This is a genomic window from Syntrophotalea acetylenica (assembly GCF_001888165.1).
GTDB lineage: Bacteria > Desulfobacterota > Desulfuromonadia > Desulfuromonadales > Syntrophotaleaceae > Syntrophotalea > Syntrophotalea acetylenica.
Window position 1 is genome coordinate 2,422,559 of record NZ_CP015455.1, and the last position, 22,641, is coordinate 2,445,199.

Consider the following 22,641-nt stretch of genomic DNA (forward strand, 5'->3'; position numbering starts at 1 on the left):
GCCCCGTTGGTTTATAAGAATCATGCCACGCCTGGGCGGCAGCCCCTTTTTAATCCTGCACTATCGATTTTTTCCCCAGCACGGCCTGGGCCGCCTCTTTCACGCTGCCCGTTTCCCCAATAAATACGGCAAAAACATGGCAATTCATGGCTCAATCGCACATCGCCCCGGCAAGATGATAATCTTCATCCGCCAGGCACACCTGGTTGCGACCACTGTTTTTAGCTGCATATAATGCCTCATCCGCCTGGCGGACCAGATCCTCCATGGTCTTTGACGAGCCTCCAGTCAGAGCCGCAATACCGACGCTGATGCTCAGGGCGATCTGCTCGCTACCAACCGGGATCCGGGCACATCTGATTTTTTCCATAAGCCGCAAGGCAACCTTTTCCGCGACGTTTCGATCACTATCGGGCAGCAGCACCGCAAACTCCTCACCTCCATATCTGCAGGCGGCATCCCCGGGCCGCACCGAATCCTGGAGAATGACCGCAACCAGTGCAAGAACCTTATCTCCGGCGACATGGCCGAAGCGGTCGTTGACCTCCTTGAAGTAATCAATGTCGATCAACATAAGGCTTAGCGGGGTTTGGGTCCTGACTGATTTTCCCAACTCGACCTGCAATACGGAAAAAAAGTGGCGCCGATTTGCCAGTCCGGTAAGCGGGTCCAAAAGGGACAGCTTTTCAGCTTTTTCACGCTGAAGGTCGACTTCACATAAAGCCTGATATAAACGATCAGATTGATCCTGTATGGTAATCTTTTGCAAAAATTCTTTTCTCTGAAAAAGTTCTATTGAATAACAGGCAAACATGGCGCCAATATTAAAAAAGAAAAAAATAAAAACATTATTTAGAAATATTGAACTTGGAGTTTCCGTAAAACACATTGCAACAATGCAATACGAAAAAAAGGTACCCCATGAAAGGACATTCGAAATAATCTGTCTTGGTTCAAAGACATAGAAAAACAAACAGCATAATAGGAGGCCACCATAATAAAGGTGACTTCCAGGAGGATTCGCTATTGAAATCATCACCAGAATTCCACCACTGGCAGCGAAACCATTAAAGACTTCAATAGAAGTTCTATATTTTTTATATAATGGCTTTCCCAACATAAAATAGGAAACCAAAAGCAAGGGGCATACAATCAAAAATCTTATAAAGGCACATATAAATATTACATTTTTCAGCAAAAACACATCGAGTACGAAAAATACTGCGTATAAAAAAGATCCGGACAAATAAATTAATCTTGGAACAAATAGATTATCCGTAATCTTTTGATTCTGGAACTGCTTCTCAAGATCCGGATCAGAAAACTTCAGTGTTGTTCCCATCGAACAATCTTCAGCGTACACTCCCCTCCTCCTCCAGGCGAATAAGCCGCGGCCCTATCCGCCCGCATTGCAGGCAGAGCCGATATTTCATCGCGCATGGCCTGCTGACACTGGGCAACAAAGAAACAACACAAAGACACCAACTGCCATTTTGGTCTGCCCCGATAAAAGAAAGAGGCCCCAACCGGCGGCCTCTTTCTGGTGACATCCCAATTTTTCCGGCTCGGCCCCTGCCTGTCGTGGTCAAACCCGACCGGCACTGCCAAGCACATTTCTGTTTTTATGAGTGATCAGATCGATCAGCTCCTGACGCCCGGCGCCAAGGTACTTGCGAGGATCGAATTCCCGGGGATTGTTCGCCAGGTATTCCCTTACCTTGGCCGTCATGGCAAGGCGGCCGTCGGAATCGATGTTGATTTTGCATACGGCGCTGGCCGCGGCCTTGCGCAGCTGTTCTTCTGAAACGCCGATGGCTCCTTCGAGGTTTCCGCCATATCGATTGATAAGTTCAATATAGGCGGGCACCACGCTCGATGCCCCGTGAAGCACGATGGGAAAACCCGGGATGCGCTTTTCAACCTCCGAAAGGATATCGAACCTCAGCGGTGGCGGCTGCTCACCGGGCCGAACCTTGAATTTGTAGGCTCCGTGACTGGTACCGATGGATATCGCAAGGGAGTCGACACCGGTTTTACCGACAAAATCCTCGACTTCCTCAGGCTTGGTGTAGGTCGAATGCTCGGCCGACACTTCGTCTTCGATACCCGCAAGCACCCCCAATTCCCCCTCCACCGTTACATCATGGGCATGCGCGTACTCAACGACCTTGCGTGTCAGAGCGATATTTTCATCGTAGGCAAGATGGGAGCCGTCGATCATTACCGAGGAGAAACCGGACTCGATGCAGGACTGGCACAACTCGAAGGAGTCGCCGTGGTCCAGATGCAGGCAGATGGGAATCTCGGAACCCATCTCGCGAGCCATGCGAACGGCACCCATGGCCATATAGCGCAGCATGGTCTCGTTGGCATAGTTTCGAGCGCCCTTACTGACCTGAACGATGACCGGCGAGCCGGTCTGGGCGCAGGCCTGGATAATCGCCTGCAGCTGCTCGAGGTTGTTGAAATTGTAGGCGGGGATGGCATATCCGCCGGCCATTGCCTTGCGGAACATATCGCGCGTATTGACCAGTCCCAGCTCCCGATAAAAGGTTTTGTCCACCATTCCCCGCACCTCCCCTTCGGTTCGCAAAAGACACCTGCCTGTTGGCCGGGCACGCATGTGTCCCTGCCCAGGAGCACGGCATCCAGATTGAGTAAAAAGTACCAGAAACTATCAACAATTGATTGAAAAGGCAAGACAGTTGGTTTAGAATAAAAAAGTTTAAAAAAGAATGAGAAACCACCCCGGACAGGGACTGTTTGCCCATAACGCCGATGCAATCTGGTGCATCGCCTCCCTGCCCCCGCCTGCCGGGCAACCCTAATGCATATTAATATCAGATACGGATGCGAAGTCCAGCCCAAAGTGCCCCGCGCGGCACAAAACCATTGAAATGCCTCTCCTGTTTTTATAGGATGATGGCCGTTTTTTCAACCGCAGGCCCGATATTCCCATCGGGCTCCAGAAGGGAGCGATGAGCATGCAAAAGCAGGAAAAGTACCTGAATGACTGGATCAGGCAAGATGAAGCCGCAGAGGCCATGCTTCCCCTGATCGGCCACCTCTACCGCGACCGTGGCGTCAACATCAACGTCTACGGTCAGTCGCTGGTCAACAAAACGGTCATCGATGTTTTGAACGCCCACGGTTTTGCCCAACAGGTACTCGGAAGCGAACTTTCGATCCTTGATACGTATCCCGTCCTGCAGGCCATGAGCAAGCTCGACCTGTCCCCGTCCCGCATCGACATCGGGAAACTGTCGGTTCAGTTCCGGGAGCAGAAGGATAAATTGTCCTTAGAGCAATTTGTTGCGGACAAACTCACGGCGGTCAACAATGGCAGAGGCTCCCTGCTGAACGAACCCCGCGACGTGGTGCTTTACGGCTTCGGTCGCATCGGCCGCCTGCTGGCCCGCGTGCTGGTGGAAAAAACCGGAGGAGGCGACAAGTTGCGGCTGCGCGCCATCGTGGTCCGCAAAGGCACCGACAACGACCTGATGAAACGTGCCAGTCTGCTGGAAAGAGATTCGGTGCACGGTCCCTTTCATGGCGTATTGAGCTTCGACGAAGAGGAAAACGCCATCATCGCCAACGGCAACATGATCCGTCTGATCTATGCCAATGCACCGGAAGACATCGATTACACCGCTTACGGCATCCGAGATGCCATCGTTATCGACAATACCGGCCTCTGGCGGGACCGGGAGGGACTCGGACGGCACCTCAAGGCCAAAGGCGTATCGAAGGTCATCCTGACCGCCCCCGGCAAAGGCGACATCCCCAACATCGTTTTCGGAATCAACAACGAACTGGCCACGCCCAACGAAAATATTTTTTCGGCTGCCAGTTGCACCACCAACGCCGTGGTGCCGGTGCTCAAGGCCGTCAACGACCGTTTCGGCATCGTCAACGGACATCTGGAAACCTGCCATTCCTACACCAACGACCAGAACCTTATCGACAACTACCACAAAAAGAGCCGCCGCGGCCGAGCCGCCGCCCTCAATATGGTCATTACCGAAACCGGAGCGGCCAAGGCATCCGCCAAGGCCCTGCCCGAACTCGCCGGAAAACTCACCGGCAACGCCATTCGCGTGCCGGTAGCCAACGTATCCCTGGCGGTTCTGAACCTGTCCCTTAGCAAGACAACCTCCGTCGAAGAATTGAACGACTATCTGCGCGACATCGCTCTGCACTCCGATTTGCAGAATCAGATCGCCTTCGTCAATTCACCGGAGCTGGTCTCCAGCGATTTCATCGGTTCCCGTCATGCCGGGGTGGTTGACTCCCTGGCCACCATTGTCAACGGAGACCGTTGCGTACTGTACGTGTGGTACGACAACGAATTCGGCTACACCTGTCAGGTCGTTCGCCTGCTGCAGAAAATCGCCGGAATCGAACTGCCGATCATGCCGAACTGATTTTCAGCAGTCTGCCTGACAAAAACGCCGGCACCTCCGCCATCAGGAGGGTCGGCTTTTTATCGCGCGGACCAGCAGGGAATACCTGCCAAAACCCGGCCGCCGTAAAAAACCACTGAATGCCGCGCACAACGCAAAAAGGGACGATTCATAAAGAATCGTCCCTTTTTGTATCATAACCCTATAGCTGCGAGGCATCAGGCTTTTTTCATCAGGCGCATTTTTTTGCGCAGACGCCGCTGTGCTTCTTTTTCCTTACGCTTGCGCTTGACGCTGGGTTTTTCGTAAAATTTGCGTTGCTTCATTTCACGAAACAAACCTTCCTGCTGCAACTTGCGCTTCAGCACACGGATAGCCTTTTCGACATTGTTGTCGACGACTTGAATTTCCACGTAACCTTCACCTCGCTTTCCTTCAATCAAGTTGTGCTGACCGGCACCGCCGGACGACACGAAGGGGGATTATAGTGTCTACGTTGTTTCAATGCAAGGAAAATATATGTACCAGACAGTGGATAAGCAACCTCTGTCGACAATGCGCCAACAGCCACGAGCCAGCAGATTCCTGAAAAAGAATCAGCTTGCGGAAGCGGCAGACGTGGATTTTCAGAACCCTGCTACGGATGAGCAACATGCAGACCGACCGCCATGCCGCCGTTATACAACACGGAGTGACACTGAAAATCAGGGCCAAGGGCGGCGCCAAGGGGACCGACAGGACAGACGACCGCAACCCGCCAACCCTTGCAGGATTCGCGACAGTATGCACCGAGTCGACGGTAGAGGCGGGCAAGGTCGACACCGCGGCCAAGCCGCTGGCCATAAGGGGGATTGCACACCATCAGCCCGGGCCGGTCCGGCACCATGCCCGTGCCGAGCTCGGCAACCTCGAAACGGCTGGCAGCCCCCGCCCCTGCGGCCTGCGCATTGGCGTTGGCCAGGTCGATGGCGGCGTTATCTTGGTCCCGACCGATCAGCGGCACATCTAGCGGACGTTCCAGGCTCAAAGCGCCGGTTCGAAGAACCTGCCACAAACCGGGACGATACCGGGGCCAATGCATGAAGGCAAATTCGCGTGAGATGCCAGGCGCCCGCCCCATGCCCAAAAGGGCCGCCTCGATGACAAAGGTGCCGGAGCCGCACATGGGGTCGACAAGCGGCTGGCCGGCAGTCCAGTCCAGCGACATCAGAATCCCGGCGGCCAGCGTTTCCCGGAGTGGCGCGGCGCCGGTCATGGTCCGATAGCCGCGGCGATGCAGCAGAGCCCCGCTGCTGTCAATGGAAATCTGGCACTGGTTGTCCTCGAAACGCACCAGAATTAGCTGTTGAGGCCGATCCGTGCAGAGAGGGACGCCTCCGAGGGCCCGGTCCACGGCCTGCCGCAGGGTTTCGGCGATACGGCCGGTATGCTGCAGTCGCGACCGGTGACTGGTCGCCCGGACCTGCAAAGGGGTCCCGGGCCGCACAAACCGGCCCCAGGGCAGCTGCAGGGTCTTTCGGTAGAAGGCGGGAAAATCCCTGCAGGCAAAACCCCCGAGCCTGACCACGACACGCGACGCGCTACGCAGCCACAGATTGGCGCGGTACAGCTCTTCAAGCCCGCCGCTGAAACAGACGCCGCCCTTTGCGATGCGGATTCCGGGCAAGGACAACGCCGACAATTCTCCGGCACAAACCGCCTCCAGCCCAAGGGCCGTTACGGCAAACAGCTCAAATACTCTTTTTTCCACGAACCTCTCCCGTAAAATGCAGTATTTTACACCCTCCCCGCAGCCATGACCAACACTGTCCCGCGTCTCGCATGATTTGTTGCCGATCCGTCAGCAAGGCCGGCCTTTGCATGGAGAACACCTGGAGAAAATTCTGTTATTATTCATTACGGGTCCATTTTTCACCGGTACGCAAGGAAAGAAGCGGCATGGAATTCAACCATATGGAAATCGATTGGGAATATCTCTTCGAAAGGCTGGAGCGTTTTCTTGATCTCGGCGAGGAGTACCTGACACGCAGTCTGGTCGAATACGCTCCCGCTCCCCAGATGTTCAATGAATACATTGCCTTTCGCTGGATAAAAAACCACCATACCGGCTATCTTGAGGAAATCGCCCGGCCTGGCCTGCAGAGCCATGCCGACCTGAAAGGATTGGACCCCATCCTCGAAAACCTGTGCCGGAACACAGCTCAGTTCGCTCATGGCCTGCCGTCCAACCATGTGCTTCTCCGGGGGGAACCCGGCACCGGCAAGCGTTCGGCCATCGTAGGGCTGCTGGAAAAATTCCAGGATCAGGGACTGCGCATGATCGAGATCCGCAGCGACGATTTGCAGCAGTTGCCCATCATGGTTTCCCGCCTGCGCAATCTCCCGTTCCGCTTTATCCTGTATTGTCGGGAGGTGTTTCCCTGCAAGGATCCCGCGTGTTTCCGGGAACTCAGAAACCTGCTGCAGGGCAATATCGAAACCTGTCCGGAAAACCTGCGGATCTACGCGACCATGGACACCTCGCTACAGCCTCTGCACAACACCGACAACGCTGCACCCGACACGCTTGCCGCCCCGGAAGGACCGCCGCAGACAGCACCCTTCGCAGCCTGCGCGGGGTTCGGCGTCGTTCTGGACCTGCCTCTGCCACAACGGGCCGCCTATCTCGACATCTGCCGGCACTTAGCAAAAAGGCACAATCTATCGGTGGACGATGAGGAACAAAAACGTGCCGCCCTGTTGTGGGCCGAACGGCGCGGGCGGTTTTCCGGACTGGTGGCCCGCCAGTTCATCGATGATCTGAGGGGCCGCCTGGCGCTTGACCGACACCCTGCGGACACGCCGTCCTGATACCCACGGCGGCAGTACCTGCCTGCACGCCATGCCGGTGGCGGTTCCGGCCAGCCGGCAGGATCCTCCAGCATGGCACAAAACCTGCTAATCTGAGGTTCCGACATCCTTTCTTATCGCGCCTTATAACCGGAATCCGCAACGGAAAACACGTGCCATGTACAATAAACACTTCAAGCCAGGACAAAAAGTTCTCATCCATTCTGCCAGCCCCGACCGAGGCGAGGACCGTATCGAAAACTTTTCCGCCTGCTGCCAGTCCGTGGAAAACGGCATCCTGACGCTGAGCCTGCCTTACCGGGCCGACACCTCCCTGTTTGCCGCCGGCAACCGGCTGTCCGTGGTTTCCGAGAGTCTGGGGCTGGGTCTGAAAGCCCAGGCCTTCTACCACAATCATATTGGCAGGGATGTAATTCAGCTGCGATTCGACGGGCATCTGCAGTTTTTTCAGATACGGCCAGCCGAGCGGATCAACCTGCCCATCGGCATTCGTTACACCCGCTCAACAGGAGACCTGCAGGAGGTGCGTCAACAGTGGCAACAGAATATCCACAGACTTGCCAACACCCCGCCCGGGTCCCTGCCCAAGCTGCCTTGCGGCATGGTCAACCTGAGTAGCGGCGGCATCCGCCTCGGTTTCAAGACCCCGATCGACAAGGCCCAGCTGTGCCTGCTGCTGATGCAGATCGAACCCGACGACGCCCCGATCTGCACTGTGGCGGAAGTAGTGTGGAGCCATGGACATGGAAGCGCCGATACCTGCATGGCAGGATTGCAATTCACGGCCATCATGGCCGAAGATCAAAAACGCCTCGAGAAATTCATCCGCACTGCCCGCATGAATCGGCAAAAAAAGCCGGCCCCGCCCCAGTGAAAAGGCTGGGTCTGTCCAGCCTTTTCACAGCGACCTCTTCCCGAAAAAATTTGGCTGTCAGGCAAACCACTGGAGAAAATCCAGGGACCGTTTAAAATTCGCGCAGTTGGCCCGGCGCAGACCGGCAGCGCCCCTGAAACCACCTTCATCACAACTTTTAATTTGCTATTTTCACAGATGTTTTTCAATCCATCCACAGATCCGTGGAAAACCCTGTGGGGAACGGGCATGCATCCCCCGCAGACCCTTGATACAAAGGGCACTTCTGGCTCTTTGCATATTTTTTAAGCAGACAGAAATAGCCAGAAACAGGGCGGGTTGCCCCCGGTAAAAACCCGAGGACAGGCCGCTGCATAACCGCCGGCCGAAGCATCAGGGTGCAGCGGCATGGCGCAGGGAACATGCCCGCATCAGACAGGGAAAATCCCCTTGGCCGGATGCGTGGAAGGCAATATGCCAGCGGCTTCCAGGCGTTGCAGAAACAGGTCGCGGGCAATTTCCCGGGCACCGAAGGACAACAGATGTGTGGATGTCTGCTGGCAGTCGATCAGCTGATATCCAAGCTCGGCGAGGCGGGTTACGAGGGTTGCGAAAGCAACCTTGGAGGCATTGTCGATGGAGTGAAACATCGACTCCCCGAAAAAACAGCGCCCCACCGCGATGCCGTACAGGCCTCCGACGAGCCGGTCTTCGAGCCAGGCTTCGACGGAATGGGCATAACCGAGACCGTGCAGCAGTTTGTACGCCTCCAGCATATCCCTCGTCAGCCAGGTACCGGGCCCTTCCCTGCGCGGGGTTTTGGCACAGGCCTCGATGACCCGGGAAAAAGCGCGGTCGTAGGTAATGTTAAAACGGGCGCGTCGCAGCTCCTTGGCCATGCTGCGATTCACGCGCAGCGCTCCGGGCTCAAGAATACAGCGGGGATCGGGAGACCACCAGAGAATCGGCTGGTCATCGCCGAACCAGGGGAAAATGCCCATGCTGTAGGCAAGCAACAGGCGCCGGGGGGAAAGATCCCCCCGATCGCAAGGATTCCGCCATCCTCGGCATGTTCCACAGGCGGAAAGATCATGTCATCGATCAGCTGATATATGGGCATGCTACCCTTTGGAAAAATGGTAGGTCAACTTGCCCGAGCGACAGCCGATCCGCACTTCCCCACCATCCTGCAGTTCCCCGAACAATATTTCCTGGGCAATGGTATCGCCGATTTCGGCCTGGATGAGCCGGGCAAGAGGACGTGCGCCGAAGCGGGGATCGTAACCGCGGCGGGCGAGATCGGAACGGGCGGCCGGAGACAGCGCCAGCTTGACCCGGCGCTCCGTCAGGCGACTGCGCAACTCTTCGATAAATTTGTCGACGATTTTGAGCATCGTGTCTTCGCCCAGACCATGGAAGGGGATAATCGCGTCGAGGCGGTTACGAAATTCCGGCGAGAAGGTCCTCTCCACCGCCTGCCGGGGGCTGCCCCCCTCCTCCTTGCCGAAACCGATGGGGTTGGCACTCATTTCCCGGGCGCCAGCGTTGCTGGTCATGATCAGCACAACATTGCGAAAATCGGCTTTCTTGCCGTTATTGTCCGTCAGGCTGCCATGATCCATGACCTGCAAAAGAATGCTGAACAGATCCGGATGGGCCTTTTCAATTTCATCGAGCAACAATACGGCGTAGGGCTGCTTGATCACGGCTTCGGTCAGAAGCCCGCCCTGATCAAAACCGACATAGCCGGGAGGCGCACCGATCAGCCGTGAAACGGAGTGCTTCTCCATATATTCGCTCATGTCGAAACGGATAAAGGCCACACCCAGCTGCGAAGCCAGTTGCCGGGCCGCTTCGGTCTTGCCGACACCCGTCGGGCCGGTAAACAGAAAAGATCCGGTCGGCTTTTCCGGATGCCCCAGCCCCGCGCGGGCCCGCAGCACGGCGCGGGAGAGGGTCTCGACCGCCTCATCCTGCCCGAACACCTTGCGGCTCAGATCCCGCGCCAGGGTTTTAAGCCGACGACGGTCGGACGTCGAGACGCTGCGTTCAGGGATGCGGGCGATGCCGGCCACCACCCGTTCGATATCGTCCAGATGCACCACCCGGCCCCCGGCCAGACGCATGGCCGCCCCCGCTTCATCGATAACGTCGATGGCCTTGTCCGGCAGGTGGCGGAAGTTGATATGGCGCGCGGACAGCTCGGCGGCGGCCTGGATGGCGTCTTCGGTGTAGGTTACGCCATGGTGCTCTTCATAACGATCCTTGAGTCCGTGAAGGATGCCAATGGTTTCCTCGACGCTCGGCTCGACAATATCGATTTTCTGAAAACGCCGGGACAGGGCACGATCCTTGTCGAACAGATTCTTGTATTCCTCGTAGGTCGTCGATCCGATACAGCGGAAATCGCCGCTGGCCAGCACCGGCTTGAGGATATTGGACGCATCGAGGGAACCGCCGCTGGTGGCGCCGGCACCGACCACGGTATGAATCTCGTCGATGAACAGGATGGCATCGGGGTGCTTTTCCAGCGCCTTGACAACCGCCTTGAGGCGCTCCTCGAAATCCCCCCGGAACTTGGTGCCTGCCAGCAAGGCCCCCATATCCAGAGCAAACACCGAGCACTGGCGAAGAATTTCCGGCACCGTTTGCTGGCTGATCATCAGTGCCAGGCCTTCGGCCATGGCGGTCTTGCCAACCCCCGCTTCACCAACGAACAGGGGGTTGTTCTTGCGGCGGCGGCACAGCACCTGTACGGTACGCTTCAGTTCGGCCTCACGGCCGATAAGCGGATCGATGCGCCCCTGACGCGCCCGCGCCACCAGATCGACGGTGAACAGGGCCAGAGGATCCTGTTTCGGCTTGTCTCGTGCTTCGTCGCTTTTTTCGCGGCTGCCGCTGTCCGAAGGGATTGGATCCCCGGCGGAGGGGGCATCGTGCCGTGGCGGGACCCTGGTCACGCCGTGGGAGATGTAATTGAGCACATCGAGCCGCGACACGCCTTGAGCTTCGAGAAAATGGACGGCATGGGTGTGCTTTTCGGCAAACATGGCCGCCAGCAAATCGCCGATGGTGATTTCTTTCTTGCCCGCGGAATGCAGATGCAGCACCGCCCGTTGCAGAACCCGCTGCAGCCCGACGGTCTGCTCCGGAACCGCATCGGCATCATCGACAAGGCTTTCAAGATGCTCGGCAAAATACCTTTCCAGCTGCACCTTGAGGGCTTCGGTGTCACCGCCGCAGGCCGCGATCAGATCCTTGCCGTGCTGTTCAAGCAGCATGGCATAGAGGACATGTTCGGTGGTCAGGTATTCGTGGCGTCGCCGTTGAGCTTCACGCACCGCCAGGGAAAAGGTTATCTGTACTTCCTGTGCGAACATAAGATCGCTCCCTTCAGGCTTCTTCCAGGCTGCAGCGCAGCGGGAAACCGGCCTGACGTGCCAGCCGATGAACCCGGGCAACCTTGGTTTCGGCGATTTCATGGGGGAAGGTTCCACATACGCCCGTCCCCTCATTGTGGATGTTCAGCATAATGTGATGTGCGTCCGTTGCCGATTTATGAAAGATCCCCTCGAGAACCTCCACAACAAACTCCATGGTGGTGTAGTCGTCGTTGTGCATCAATACCCTGTAGAGCGATGGCGGTGCCGTCCGGGCCGCGGTCTGGTCGTGAACATGAATATCCGCCGACGTTTTTTTCTGACTCACCTTCTCCCCCTTGCACGGTCGTTTTTCAAAAATCCTATCACACTTGCCGTCGAACTTCCAAGCCTGCCCGGCAACCCGGAATGCCCGGCGGCGGACAGCCGCTGTGATGGTTCAGCAGCTTTTCTGCCGGAGTTTATAAAATCTCTGTTATAATCCTGCCACGACCCGTTTGTTTCATGATGGACACTACCTGACGTTCATCCGCAAAACGCAAACGGACACAACACCGTTTGCGTCCGGGGAAAAGACCGTTCCCGGACGAAAACAAGGCTTCGAACCGGATTCAGACAGGAGGAACCATGCCCGCAAGGTTTTCCGGCGACAATCTGCAAAACCTGGCCAGAAACCTCAGATCGCACCCTTTGTCACCGCGGCTGCGGTTTGCTGCCGTGGCCGGACTGCTGCTGGTGATCGGCCTGTTCAGCAGCTTCTACAAGGTGGCTACGGAAGAAACCGGCGTGATTCTGCGCTTCGGCCGCTTCAGCGGTTTTGCCGAGCCGGGACTGCACCTGAAACTTCCCTTCGGTATCGATCGCATCCACAAAGTGCAGACCGGCCGGGTACTCAAGGAGGAGTTCGGTTTTCGCACCCTGCAGACCAAGGGACGCTCCCTCTATACCAAACAAGCACTTGAAGATGAATCCCTGACGCTGACCGGCGACCTCAACGTCAGCGATGTGGAGTGGATCGTCCAGTACCAGATCGCCGACCCCTACAAATACCTGTTCCGCATCAGTCAGCCGGAAGCGACCATCCGCGATCTGGCCGAAGCTGTGGTCCGCAAGGTGGTGGGGAATTCCAAAGTCACCGAGGTGCTTACCACGGAGCGCGCAATGCTGGCCGACGCGGCCCACAGGGAGCTGCAGGAAATCCTTAACAGCTACGATATTGGCATCCGTATCGTCACCGTCAAATTCCAGGACGTCAATCCGCCGGATCCGGTCAAAGCCGCTTTCAATGAAGTCAACGAAGCCGAGCAGCAGAAGGAAAGCCTGATCTTCCAGGCCAGGGAACAGTACAACCGCGAAGTGCCCAGAGCCCGCGGGGAGGCGCGTCGAACCATCCAGGAGGCGGAGGGCTACGCTGTGGAGCGGATCAACAAGGCTCGCGGCGAAACCCGCCGGTTTCTCGACCTGCTGACCGAATACCGCAAGGCGCCACAGGTAACCCGGCAGCGCCTCTACCTGGAGACGCTGGAGCAGATCCTGCCCAGGCTCGAGGAAATCTACATCATGGACCGCGCCGGCACCGGCACCTTGCCGCTGCTGCCCCTGCGCAGCGAGACCAAAGGAGGTCAGCCATGAAAAAGCCCCTGTTGCTGCTGGTACTTATGCTGCTGATCGCGGGCTTTGTGCAATCCCCCCTGGTCATCGTTGAAGAAGGCGAACAGGCCCTGGTGACCCAGTTCGGAAAACCGGTCGGCGGGGTCCTCGGCCCCGGGCTGCATCTGAAAATACCCTTTATCCAGAAAGTGCATCGCTTCGAAAACCGGATCCTCAAGTGGGACGGCGACCCTAACCAGATCCCGACCAAGGACAAGCGCTACATCTTCCTCGACACCACCGCACGCTGGCGCATTGCCGATCCGCTGCTGTTTTTCAAAACCGTCGCCACCGAGCGCGGCGCCCAAAGCCGCCTTGACGATATTCTGGACTCGGTGGTGCGCGATGCCGTTTCCGGGCATCTGCTGGTCGAACTGGTACGGGGCAAGGACTACCGCCCGCCCGGCAATGCGATGGAACAGATTGAGCTTGAAGGTGTTCCCGTAGCAAGCGAACATCTGGTCGGCCGCGAGGAAATTCTGGCCGATCTTTTGAAAAAAGCCCGCGCCAGCACGCCGGAATACGGCATCGAACTGATTGATGTACAGATCAAGCGCATCAACTATGTGGAGCAGGTGCGCAAGCGCGTTTATGAGCGCATGATCTCCGAACGCAAAAAAGTCGCCGCGGAATTCCGCAGCGAAGGCGAAGGGGAAAAAGCCGACATCCTCGGCCAGATGGGAAAGGAACTCAAAAGCATCACTTCCGACGCCTATCGCCAGGCCGAAGAGATACGAGGCCGGGCCGACGCCGAAGCGGCGGCCATCTACGCGGCCGCCTACGGTGGGGATCGTGACTTTTACGCATTTTTGCGCAGCCTCGAAGCTTACCGCAAATCGGTCGGCAAAAATGGCAGACTGGTGCTCAGTACGGACAGCGATTTTTACAGGTATCTGCAGAACAGCCGGTGAAAACCGGGCTGCGGCCTTCCGGGCCAGCAACCGACTGCATGGAAGCCGTGGTGCCGGGCAACGGAAATCTGTTTGCCGCGACAAGGCTGCCTCTCTGGCTGCACCTCGGGCTGGGAGGCCTGGGGGAACGGTGCACTGACGACCATGGAGCCATGTGCCCCCAAACGAACCAACCCGTAGACGAGCTACCTGCCGCGGGTTTCCAGATCGATCAGAAGCTGCCGCAACTTTTCCCGCTCGTTTTCCAGAGTCTTGACCTTGGCCTGAAGCGTGTTCTGCAACCGAACGCGGTTAGCCTGGTCGCGTCGCAGCTGGTCGATGGCCTTTTGCTGCGTCTGGATGGTTTTCACCAGCTCCGCGATTTCCAGGGATTTGCGGGTCCAGGGGCTCTCCGGCCAGTCCTGCTGCAAAGCAGCGAAGGCGGGTGACGGATGCCTGTGGGCCAACAGATCGTCCATCCCCTGGACAAACAATTGCTGATCGCGCGGAGTAAAAAGCCCGGGCATGGGTCGCGAGGCACACCCCCCGACCAGCAAGGCAAGGCACAGGCAGCACAGCAAACGCATCATTACCGTTTCTCCCGGCGGTCCAGCAGGTAATTGCTGCCAGGCAGTTTTTTGAGATATTCCTTCATTTTGGCGCACTCGCGGCCAATGGCTTCGGCGGAGGGGTTGCGCAGATTGTCCGAGCAGACAATGGCGATGGACATGGACAACAGCGGAAATTGTCGCTCGACCCCATAACGATCCAGCCCTTTGAAGAAACCGGCGACGCGATCCTGTTCCGAGTAAAATCCGGGAACCATGGCGTCAAATTCCCGAATCAGGGCAGCCGATATGGCTTCGGCCCGGTCGGGGGTGCTCAACACCACGTAATCGTCACCTCCGATATGGCCGATGAGATCCTCCGCGTTGCCGAGACGCGCGGCAACATCCTTGATCATGGAGCCGACCCGGGCAATAATTTCGCTGCCGGACAGGTACCCGTAGCGATCATTGTAGGCCTTGAAATAGTCGAGGTCGATATAAATATGGGCAAAGGGCCGATCGGAGGCAATGCGGTTTTCCAGTTCCCGGTCGATGGCGAGGTTTCCCGGCAGACGGGTCAGCGGATTGGCGTCCAGATTGAGTCGCTGCAACTCGTTGAGCTTGTTCTCCATTTCAGAGAAGTCACGCGCCAGGCGTCCGAACTCGTCTTCCCCTTCGAGCCCGACGGCATGATTGAAGCGGCCGGATGCAATCACCCGGGTGGCCTCGGTAAGGCGGGCGAGGGCACGCTGCATCTTGAGAATGACGGCGGTAACCACCAGGGCGGCCAGCCCGATGCCGACAGCGGCCAGCAGCAATGTCAGACGGTAGGCGTTGCCGCTCCGATCGGAAAAGTCGTGCAGCATCTGATCCATAAGAGCTTCCTGACGCTGACGAAACGCTTCAAGGCTATCGACCGTCTCCTCGTGCAAAGGCGTGACCACCTCCGCGGAATGACGTTCGGCCCGTTGCCAAAGCCCCTCATCGAGCAGAGCGCGGGCCTCGCTTTGCGCCGCTTCGAGGCTGGCAAAGCGCTGCTCAACCGCATCAAGGCGCTGCCCGAGGGAGAGCGCCCGCAACCGCTCCATAAGGGTGTCAACAGACTGCTGCCGCGCGTCGATCAGGGGAATCATGGAGGCGTCCTTGAGAATCAGGACCTGCTTTTCCAGACGTTCCTGATCCCACAATGCCTGGGAGAGATCCCGCGCCAGCACCACAGCCCCGAATTCCCTGACCACCAGCTGTTCGGAACGGCGGGTCAGATCGCCGAGCACCGTCAGAGCATAAATGATGGCCGTTAGGCAGAAAACCACCACCAGCAGGTATCCCGCGGCAATTTTTTGTGAAACCGAAAGTCGTATCAACGGTCAGGTCGTCCTTGGATTTATATCGGACCATTCTTACACCAAACCGTTTTCTTTTCAAGGATCGGGCCAGGTCGCGCCATTTCCCGCAACGCCTGATACGTCGACGCCGCCACCGCGGATTTGAGTTCAACTTTCTGCAGGATTTTCTGGATCAGCACATCGGTAAACCAATCAGAACATGGCACTTTAAAAAGGCAGCCAAGCGCACCAACTCCAGGCAATCAGGCGCCCCAGCAAGGTGCCGAGCAGGCCACCGACCAACACATCGGTCGGATAATGAGCACCGAGGTAGACCCGCGACAGACCAATCAACACGGCCGAGGTCAGCAGCAGAGGCACCAATACCGGCAGCAGCCCCCCCAGGCTGCCATACATGGCAAATGCGGTAAGGGTATGACCTGAAGGGAAGGAAAAACGGTCCGGAGGCATCATCAGGCAGGAAAGATCCGACCAGCGCTCGAAGGGACGCGGCCTGCGAATCACCCGTTTCATGATACTGAACAGGGCAATCGCCAACACAGCGGCTACAGCTGCCGCCCCCACCGCCGCCCGTTCGCGCGTACCTCCGACCAGCAGCAGAGTGACGGCGACGGCTCCCCAAAGAACGCCGTCGCCAAGGCGGCTCACCAACTTGAACCCTGCTGTCAGCCAGGGATAATCGCGCAGCCAGCCAAGACGCCGCATCAAAGCAGCCTCGACAGGTGTTACATAATGTGTGTAACCGGCAACCCATCTTCTGTGCGCGTAAGAACCGGACATAACCACCCCCTCCTGGCAAAAGACAAAAGATGCCGCGACGCGGCCCGGGATTATGCGCCAAAGGATAGCGGCCCGTAATTTCGGGTTGATTAGAGGTTCGCTAAAGTTGTGTTTCGCCGCGTTCACGGGCTGTCGGAAGGGCCGCGCAGCAGCGCTTCATGCCCCACAACACCACCGGTCCTGATTTCGATGATCGGTTGGTACAAAGATGTCAGACGAATGTCAGACGACGGTTTTCAATAATGTCGTTCAGGATCTCGGCCAGCATATCCGGGGCGAGTTTCTCCATGTTGGACAAAGGACATGACAACACGGTACTGATCACGAATTTGCTCCAGGATTTGTTGCCAGCTCTGTGTTTTGGCAAACTTGCGCGCCGCCCGGCCCATATGGGCCCGCTGCCGCGCCATGCCCGCCAGCTGTCCCATGGCCAGCGCCAGCGCCGCCGCGTTACGTTCTTCCACAATGAGACCGGTCTGACCGTGACGAATAATATCCCGCGGGCCGGCAACGTCGAAGCCGATGACCGGCAGCCCCGACGCCATAGCCTCCAGCATGACGTTGCCGAAGGTATCGGTAAGCGACGGGAAAACAAAGAAATCACCGGCGGCGTAGCAGCGCGCCAGGTCCTCGCCCTGGCGATATCCGGCAAATATCACATCCGGTTGCGCCCGCCTTTCGAGAAGAGACCGCAAGGGTCCATCCCCGACCAGCAGCAGACGGTCCGGGCCCCCGGGTGAGCGCTGCCGCCAGGCTTCCATGAGCAGCTCAAGATTTTTTTCCGCCGCCAGCCGTCCAACATATACCGCCACCACCTCCCGGGCACCGATTCCCAGTTTGCGGCGCACCGCTTCCTCGCGACGGGAAACGTCGAACAGACGGGTATCCACCCCCCGGCCCCAGACCTTGACACGCTCGAAGCCGCGTGCCGCGAGCATATCGCGAATTGTCGGGGTCGGGCACAGGGTTGTTGATGTGGCGTTGTGGAACCAGCGCAGATAACGCCATGCCAGCGGTTCCAGCCGCCCCAATCGATAGGAAGCCAGATAGTTCGGAAAATTGGTGTGGTAAGAACTCACCACCGGCAGGCCGAGCTGCCGGCAGGCCTTCAACGCCGCCAGGCCCAGCGGCCCCTCCGTGGCCACATGCACCAGGTCCGGACCGAAACGGCGCAGCTGACGGCGCACCAGCGATGTCACCGCCAGGGGCAGACAGACTTCCCGGTAAAATGGCAGCCGCATACCGCGCCAGGCATGCCGCACCACGCCAGCGCTGTCCGCGACCCGGTCCCGATAGTGCGGCACCAGAAGCTGCAGTTGATCGCCGCATTGCAGGCAGTGCTCAACCAGCCGCTCAAGGGTACGGGACACGCCGTTGATCTGCGGCATGTAGGTTTCGGAAACCAGGGTTAGCTTCAGCGGCATGTGTCCATCGCTCCTCCAATGTCGAAAGAAAAATCATTGCCGGTGGCGCCGGCCGGCCCGTCACGTCTCGTCCGTGAAAAGCCGCTGCAACCGGCGGGCAGCTTTGCGGACAATCCGGTAGTAGGCATAGCCCAGACCGCAAAAACCAGCCAGCATCAGCAAGCCGAAAAGAAATGCCATGGCGTTTACCTCCGCATCTGTCGAATGCCAACCTGCGTCTTATTCTTCCCCGAACATGTAAGGTGTTTGTTAGAATCGCATATGGATTCAGTGACTGGCGGCCTGCATGCGCTTCTGCAAAAAGACACATTGCCTTTGCAGGGAGCGCAGCCGCCATCTCAGACGCAGCCGACGGACAGCGCTTCAAGCGCTGCCTGGCAAAACGCCTCGGGGGAAGATGTCTCCGGCAGAAGTTGATACAGCTTGCGGAACTGCCTGATGCCAAACAGATGTTCCAGGGGAGTTATCAGCAGGGATTGCGCCATGCGACTGCCACGCATCGGCCAGGGAATGTCAAAGGGATTGTTTTCGTAGTTATGCTGCATCGGCCTCGCCTCCTTGTATCAGCGGTTCGGACAGGAGGCTATCGTGACGCCATTAGAAACGGATTACGCCGGGGTTATGTTTTCATGCCCGGTTCGATAAAATTCGCTTTGGCGCGATAATACATGTTGCAAATTGGGCCCGCTTGCTTCATATACAGGCTTTCCATCCCCGTGGTCGGGCCGTGCCCTTTCACCGCAGAGGCTTCACCATGAAATCATCCGTAGGCTGGCGCGAATGGCTGGCCCTGCCCGAACTGGGCGTACCCGCCATCAAGGCCAAGATCGATACCGGCGCACGCACGTCGTCGCTGCATGCCTGGTTTATCGAACCCTTTCGCCGAAACGGCGCGGAGCATGTCCGTTTCGGCCTGCACCCCCTGCAGCGCCGCACCGATATCGCCATGAATTGTGAAGCGCCGGTCAAGGACCGCCGGATAATCACCGACAGCGGCGGCCACCGGGAAATGCGCTATATCATCCAGACCGCCGTACGTTTCGGCGAAATGCAGTGGCCCATCGAAATCGCCCTTACCGATCGTACAACCATGCGGTTTCGCATGTTGCTGGGCCGCTCGGCCATGGCCGGCCAGCTGCTGGTCGACCCGGCGGCCTCCTATCTGCGGGGACGTCAATTGAGCCAAGCCTACGATCCGGGACACCACCCATGAAAATCGGCATCCTGTCGCGCGACCCCGAACTTTATTCCACCCGCAGATTGTACGAGGCCGCCATTATCCGCGGTCACCAGGCCAGGATCATCGATCCGCTGCGCTGCTATATGACCATCGCCTCGGAACGCCCGACCATCCATTACAAGGGCGACGAACTGTGCGGATTCGACGCCATTATTCCGCGCATAGGAGCCTCCATCACCTTTTACGGCACGGCAGTGGTGCGACAGTTCGAGATGATGAACGTCTACAGCGTCAACGAGTCGGTGGCCATAAGCCGCTCCCGCGACAAATTGCGCAGTCTGCAGCTGCTGTCCCGCGAGGGCATCGGGTTGCCGGTAACCGGTTTTGCCCATTCGACCCAATATACGCAGGATCTCATCGCCAGGGTCGGCGGCGCGCCGCTGGTGGTCAAACTGCTGGAAGGCACCCAGGGCATCGGTGTGGTACTGACCGAAACCCGCAAAGCCGCCGAGAGCGTCATCGAAGCCTTCAAGGGCCTCAAAGCGCAGATTCTGGTGCAGGAATTCATTCAGGAAGCCCACGGTGCGGACATCCGCTGCCTGGTGGTCGGCGGCAAAGTGGTCGCCGCCATGAAACGCCAGGGAGCCGAAGGTGAATTCCGCTCCAACATCCATCGCGGTGGCAAAGCCTCGACCGTGCGGCTCACCCCGGCGGAGCGTGTCACGGCAGTGAAGGCGGCGCGCATCATGGGACTGAACGTCGCCGGAGTCGATATCCTGCAATCGGATCGCGGTCCGATTGTCATGGAGGTCAATTCCTCACCGGGGCTGGAGGGCATTGAAACGATCACCGGCAAGGATGTCGCCGACGCGATTATCCACTTCATCGAAAAGCATACCCGCCCCGGCAAAACAAAAACGCGAGGCCGGGGATAGCATCCGCCGGCAGCCGGCAACAAATGCCAACAGAGTGAAAAAACTTCAAATTTCCTCCGATTAATGATAGGTAGAGGTATCGATCGTTTTTTGCAAACATGAACGGAAAGGAGAAATCGCTACCATGAAAAGCACGCTTTTGTTTTCTCTGGCAATGGTGTTTCTGACCATTCTCACGATTCCCGCCTCCGCTGGGAGCATGCCGGACTATCATTGTGGGGAACAGGCTTCGCGCTGTGAAAAAGCCTGCGACGAAATGGCCGAGCAATCCAAAAATGCCAACGCTTACCAGCGCTGTCTCGACCGCTGCCAGGAACAAAGCCAGCAGTGCGAGGAACGCCAGGCCAAAACCACCGCCTGTGCCGAAGTGTTCATGGACTGCATCAAGCAGGCCGCCGGCGACGACCAGGCCCTGGAAGGCTGCCGCGAAGGCTACCGGCAGTGCAAGGACAAATAAGCTCCGCTCGCAATGTGACAAACGGCAGGCCCCGCGACGGGGCCTGCCGTTTTGATATGCAGCCAGTACAAAGGAACTCAACGATGAAACGGATACTTACACTGGCCGGCGGACTGGGTCTGCTGGCAGCGGCAGCCTGCGGCGGTCCCCCCGGCCAGATGCCGGCTGATCAAATCGGGAAAATGGTCGTTGCGCGCCCGTCACAAAGCCAGAACCGGACCATCAGCAAGGATGACTGGACTTACGCGGTCAAAATCCGCAACCCCGGCACCCGCAGTGAAGGCCTTGAGGGGCGGCTCTATTACAAAGGACAGGAGATCATGATGCCCAGGGATCCGGGGGATACTACGATACGCCCCTGGGCAGATTCTTCCACAGCGGCATCGAGCCCGGCTACGAACGCCTGCCCTGGGACAATACCGGCTGGATTTTGCAAACCGTTATCGCTCCGGGCAACGAAGGGTCGGTCCTGCCGTGGCCCGGGCAGGATCAGGAGTAATCTTGCCTCCGCATCGGCAAAACCGCGCTTCCGGTCCGGGCTCGGCGGTGCCAGCCCATTTTGCGGCGGTGTCCGGGCGGGTGTTACGGCGGCCGGGACAAGGGCAAAAAACCTGGCGGGCCTGTTCCCCCCGGCAATTAACGGCAGCGCCTTGAAAAAATTTACGGGTTGCATCATATTACCGTGGGCGTTCACCACCGCGCCATGGCTATCGGCGGCGCGGATTTTCATGCGATTCTTTCCCGGGGGAAATTATGCAGCTTTTGACATTCATCCTGCTTCTGGCAGGCTTCATTATTCTTATCGGCGGCGCCGAACTGCTGGTTCGCGGAGCGGCGCAGCTGGCCTCGGATATGGGCATCTCACCGCTGGTGGTCGGCCTCACCGTGGTTTCCTTCGGCACCAGCGCACCGGAACTGGCCGTCAGCGCGTTTTCGGCATGGAACGGTCAGGCCGGGCTGGCGCTCGGCAACGTGGTGGGCAGCAATATCTGCAATATCCTCCTGATCCTCGGTGTTTCGGCGTTGATCGCGCCCCTGGTGGTATCCCGTCAGGTGGTGCGGCTCGAAGTGCCTATCATGATCGGCGCGGCGCTGCTGTTTATGCTGCTGAGCCTCGATGGCAGCGTGAGCCGCGGGGAAGGGCTGCTGATGTTTGCCTGCGCCGCGGTTTATGTCACCTGGACGGTTCTGCGCAGCCGGCGCGAAAACAACGGCCAGGCGCCACAATGTGAACTGGACGGACGACCGCGGCCCAGACGTCTTCTGCAGATCGTTCAGATCGTCGCCGGCCTTGCGATGCTCGGGCTTGGATCCCGTTGGCTGGTCGGCGGCGCCGTCGATATAGCAACCTGGTTCGGCGTCAGCGATATGGTCATCGGTCTGACCGTGGTGGCGGTCGGGACCTCCCTTCCCGAGTTGGCCACCTCGGCCCTGGCCGCCCTGCGCGGTCAGCGGGATATTGCCGTGGGCAACGTGGTTGGCAGCAATATTTTCAATATTCTCGTGGTGCTGGGGCTGACCTCCGGGATTGCACCAGTGGCCATCGACATTCCCCGGCAGGCCATGATGGTCGACTTGCCGATCATGCTCGCGGCGAGCTTTGCCTGCCTGCCCATTTTCCTCACTGAACATCGCATCGCCCGCTGGGAAGGGGGGCTGTTCCTGGCCTATTTTATAGCCTATACCGCTTTCACCGTCCTCAACTCCATGCATCACCCCCGCATGGGGGCCTTCGTGCAGGCCATGGTTTTTTTCTTCATACCCCTTACCGCGATCACGCTTACACTGTCTCTCTGGCGCGGATTGCGCCATCACCGCAAAGCGCCCTGAGCTGACCATTCGTCGTTGATGCCTTATTTTCGCGGACGATTTCCCGATCCACGGGTTTTGCTTCCCGACATCGCATCCATCAAAGAAACTTCTGCGGTTTTTTTTGCAGTTTCGG

Annotated in this window: 22 protein-coding genes; 9 read left to right on the forward strand and 13 right to left on the reverse strand. The window is 58.0% G+C overall.

Translation table 11 applies throughout. The annotated features are described in order from the left end of the window. Nucleotides 1–151: 151 nt before the first annotated feature. Together A6070_RS15160 and A6070_RS11210 are read right to left on the reverse strand one after the other, a co-directional pair. Nucleotides 152–1,363 carry a GGDEF domain-containing protein gene (locus A6070_RS15160; protein ID WP_145926350.1) on the reverse strand — a complete coding sequence of 404 codons (1,212 nt, stop codon included), beginning with the start codon at nt 1,361–1,363 and terminating at the stop codon, nt 152–154. A 222-nt stretch (nt 1,364–1,585) separates the two neighbouring features. Next, nucleotides 1,586–2,566 (reverse strand): class II fructose-bisphosphate aldolase, encoded by a 981-nt coding sequence (locus tag A6070_RS11210; RefSeq protein ID WP_072285832.1) that lies wholly within the window; start codon nt 2,564–2,566, stop codon nt 1,586–1,588. Nucleotides 2,567–2,978: 412 nt separating this feature from the next. Between A6070_RS11210 and A6070_RS11215 the strand changes: the two genes are divergently transcribed. Beyond that, entirely contained in the window at nt 2,979–4,424 is a 1,446-nt protein-coding gene (locus A6070_RS11215) for a glyceraldehyde-3-phosphate dehydrogenase (protein ID WP_072285833.1), read from the forward strand. Nucleotides 4,425–4,621: 197 nt separating this feature from the next. On the opposite strand, the gene rpsU is transcribed toward A6070_RS11215, so the two are convergent. Continuing rightward, complete coding sequence (gene rpsU, locus A6070_RS11220; RefSeq protein WP_072285834.1) at nt 4,622–4,816, reverse strand: 30S ribosomal protein S21; 195 nt, start codon at nt 4,814–4,816, stop codon at nt 4,622–4,624. A gap of 224 nt (nt 4,817–5,040) precedes the next feature. After that, entirely contained in the window at nt 5,041–6,153 is a 1,113-nt protein-coding gene (locus A6070_RS11225; protein WP_072285835.1) for a THUMP domain-containing class I SAM-dependent RNA methyltransferase, read from the reverse strand. Nucleotides 6,154–6,341: 188 nt separating this feature from the next. Between A6070_RS11225 and A6070_RS11230 the strand changes: the two genes are divergently transcribed. Together A6070_RS11230 and A6070_RS11235 are read left to right on the forward strand one after the other, a co-directional pair. Then, entirely contained in the window at nt 6,342–7,253 is a 912-nt protein-coding gene (locus A6070_RS11230) for a DUF815 domain-containing protein (protein WP_072285836.1), read from the forward strand. Between the two features lie 157 nt (nt 7,254–7,410). After that, nucleotides 7,411–8,127 carry a PilZ domain-containing protein gene (locus A6070_RS11235; RefSeq protein ID WP_072285837.1) on the forward strand — a complete coding sequence of 239 codons (717 nt, stop codon included), beginning with the start codon at nt 7,411–7,413 and terminating at the stop codon, nt 8,125–8,127. Between the two features lie 410 nt (nt 8,128–8,537). On the opposite strand, the gene aat is transcribed toward A6070_RS11235, so the two are convergent. The 3 genes from aat to clpS all read right to left on the reverse strand — a co-directional run bounded on the left by aat (nt 8,538) and on the right by clpS (nt 11,814). Beyond that, a complete protein-coding gene (gene aat / locus A6070_RS11240; protein WP_236718883.1) occupies nt 8,538–9,122 on the reverse strand; it encodes a leucyl/phenylalanyl-tRNA--protein transferase in 585 nt (194 codons plus the stop codon). A 105-nt stretch (nt 9,123–9,227) separates the two neighbouring features. Next, on the reverse strand, nt 9,228–11,486 hold the full coding sequence (clpA, locus tag A6070_RS11245) for an ATP-dependent Clp protease ATP-binding subunit ClpA (RefSeq protein WP_072285839.1): 2,259 nt from the start codon (nt 11,484–11,486) through the stop codon (nt 9,228–9,230). Between the two features lie 13 nt (nt 11,487–11,499). Next, nucleotides 11,500–11,814: an ATP-dependent Clp protease adapter ClpS gene (gene clpS / locus A6070_RS11250; RefSeq protein WP_072285840.1), complete on the reverse strand. Its 315-nt coding sequence runs from the start codon at nt 11,812–11,814 to the stop codon at nt 11,500–11,502. Between the two features lie 299 nt (nt 11,815–12,113). On the opposite strand from clpS, the gene hflK reads away from it, so the two are divergent. Further along, a complete protein-coding gene (gene hflK, locus A6070_RS11255; RefSeq protein WP_072285841.1) occupies nt 12,114–13,118 on the forward strand; it encodes an FtsH protease activity modulator HflK in 1,005 nt (334 codons plus the stop codon). Then, entirely contained in the window at nt 13,115–14,047 is a 933-nt protein-coding gene (gene hflC, locus A6070_RS11260) for a protease modulator HflC (RefSeq protein ID WP_072285842.1), read from the forward strand. The genes hflK and hflC overlap by 4 nt, the downstream gene beginning before the upstream one ends. A gap of 185 nt (nt 14,048–14,232) precedes the next feature. On the opposite strand, the gene A6070_RS11265 is transcribed toward hflC, so the two are convergent. The 5 genes from A6070_RS11265 to A6070_RS11285 form a co-directional block, all read right to left on the reverse strand. Further along, entirely contained in the window at nt 14,233–14,616 is a 384-nt protein-coding gene (locus tag A6070_RS11265) for a hypothetical protein (protein WP_072285843.1), read from the reverse strand. Beyond that, a complete protein-coding gene (locus tag A6070_RS11270; protein WP_072285844.1) occupies nt 14,616–15,938 on the reverse strand; it encodes a diguanylate cyclase domain-containing protein in 1,323 nt (440 codons plus the stop codon). The genes A6070_RS11265 and A6070_RS11270 overlap by 1 nt, the downstream gene beginning before the upstream one ends. A gap of 189 nt (nt 15,939–16,127) precedes the next feature. Then, nucleotides 16,128–16,700, reverse strand: coding sequence for a phosphatase PAP2 family protein (locus tag A6070_RS11275; protein WP_083558455.1), 573 nt, complete (start codon nt 16,698–16,700; stop codon nt 16,128–16,130). A gap of 236 nt (nt 16,701–16,936) precedes the next feature. Further along, a complete protein-coding gene (locus tag A6070_RS11280; RefSeq protein ID WP_072285845.1) occupies nt 16,937–18,124 on the reverse strand; it encodes a glycosyltransferase family 4 protein in 1,188 nt (395 codons plus the stop codon). Between the two features lie 338 nt (nt 18,125–18,462). Further along, a complete protein-coding gene (locus tag A6070_RS11285; protein ID WP_072285846.1) occupies nt 18,463–18,669 on the reverse strand; it encodes a hypothetical protein in 207 nt (68 codons plus the stop codon). 209 nt (nt 18,670–18,878) lie between these two features. On the opposite strand from A6070_RS11285, the gene A6070_RS11290 reads away from it, so the two are divergent. The 3 genes from A6070_RS11290 (at nt 18,879) to A6070_RS11300 (ending at nt 20,696) form a co-directional block, all read left to right on the forward strand. Next, the gene (locus tag A6070_RS11290; RefSeq protein ID WP_072285847.1) at nt 18,879–19,337 is read left to right on the forward strand and encodes an ATP-dependent zinc protease family protein; all 459 of its coding nucleotides are present in this window, start codon (nt 18,879–18,881) and stop codon (nt 19,335–19,337) included. Further along, nucleotides 19,334–20,239: a 30S ribosomal protein S6--L-glutamate ligase gene (gene rimK / locus A6070_RS11295; protein ID WP_072285848.1), complete on the forward strand. Its 906-nt coding sequence runs from the start codon at nt 19,334–19,336 to the stop codon at nt 20,237–20,239. The genes A6070_RS11290 and rimK overlap by 4 nt, the downstream gene beginning before the upstream one ends. Nucleotides 20,240–20,363: 124 nt before the next feature. Then, nucleotides 20,364–20,696: a hypothetical protein gene (locus A6070_RS11300; protein WP_072285849.1), complete on the forward strand. Its 333-nt coding sequence runs from the start codon at nt 20,364–20,366 to the stop codon at nt 20,694–20,696. A gap of 301 nt (nt 20,697–20,997) precedes the next feature. Here A6070_RS11300 and A6070_RS11305 read toward each other — a convergent pair whose 3' ends face one another. Further along, nucleotides 20,998–21,426 carry a hypothetical protein gene (locus A6070_RS11305; protein ID WP_072502088.1) on the reverse strand — a complete coding sequence of 143 codons (429 nt, stop codon included), beginning with the start codon at nt 21,424–21,426 and terminating at the stop codon, nt 20,998–21,000. A 23-nt stretch (nt 21,427–21,449) separates the two neighbouring features. On the opposite strand from A6070_RS11305, the gene A6070_RS11310 reads away from it, so the two are divergent. Next, nucleotides 21,450–22,526 (forward strand): calcium/sodium antiporter, encoded by a 1,077-nt coding sequence (locus A6070_RS11310; RefSeq protein WP_072285851.1) that lies wholly within the window; start codon nt 21,450–21,452, stop codon nt 22,524–22,526. Nucleotides 22,527–22,641: the final 115 nt, after the last annotated feature.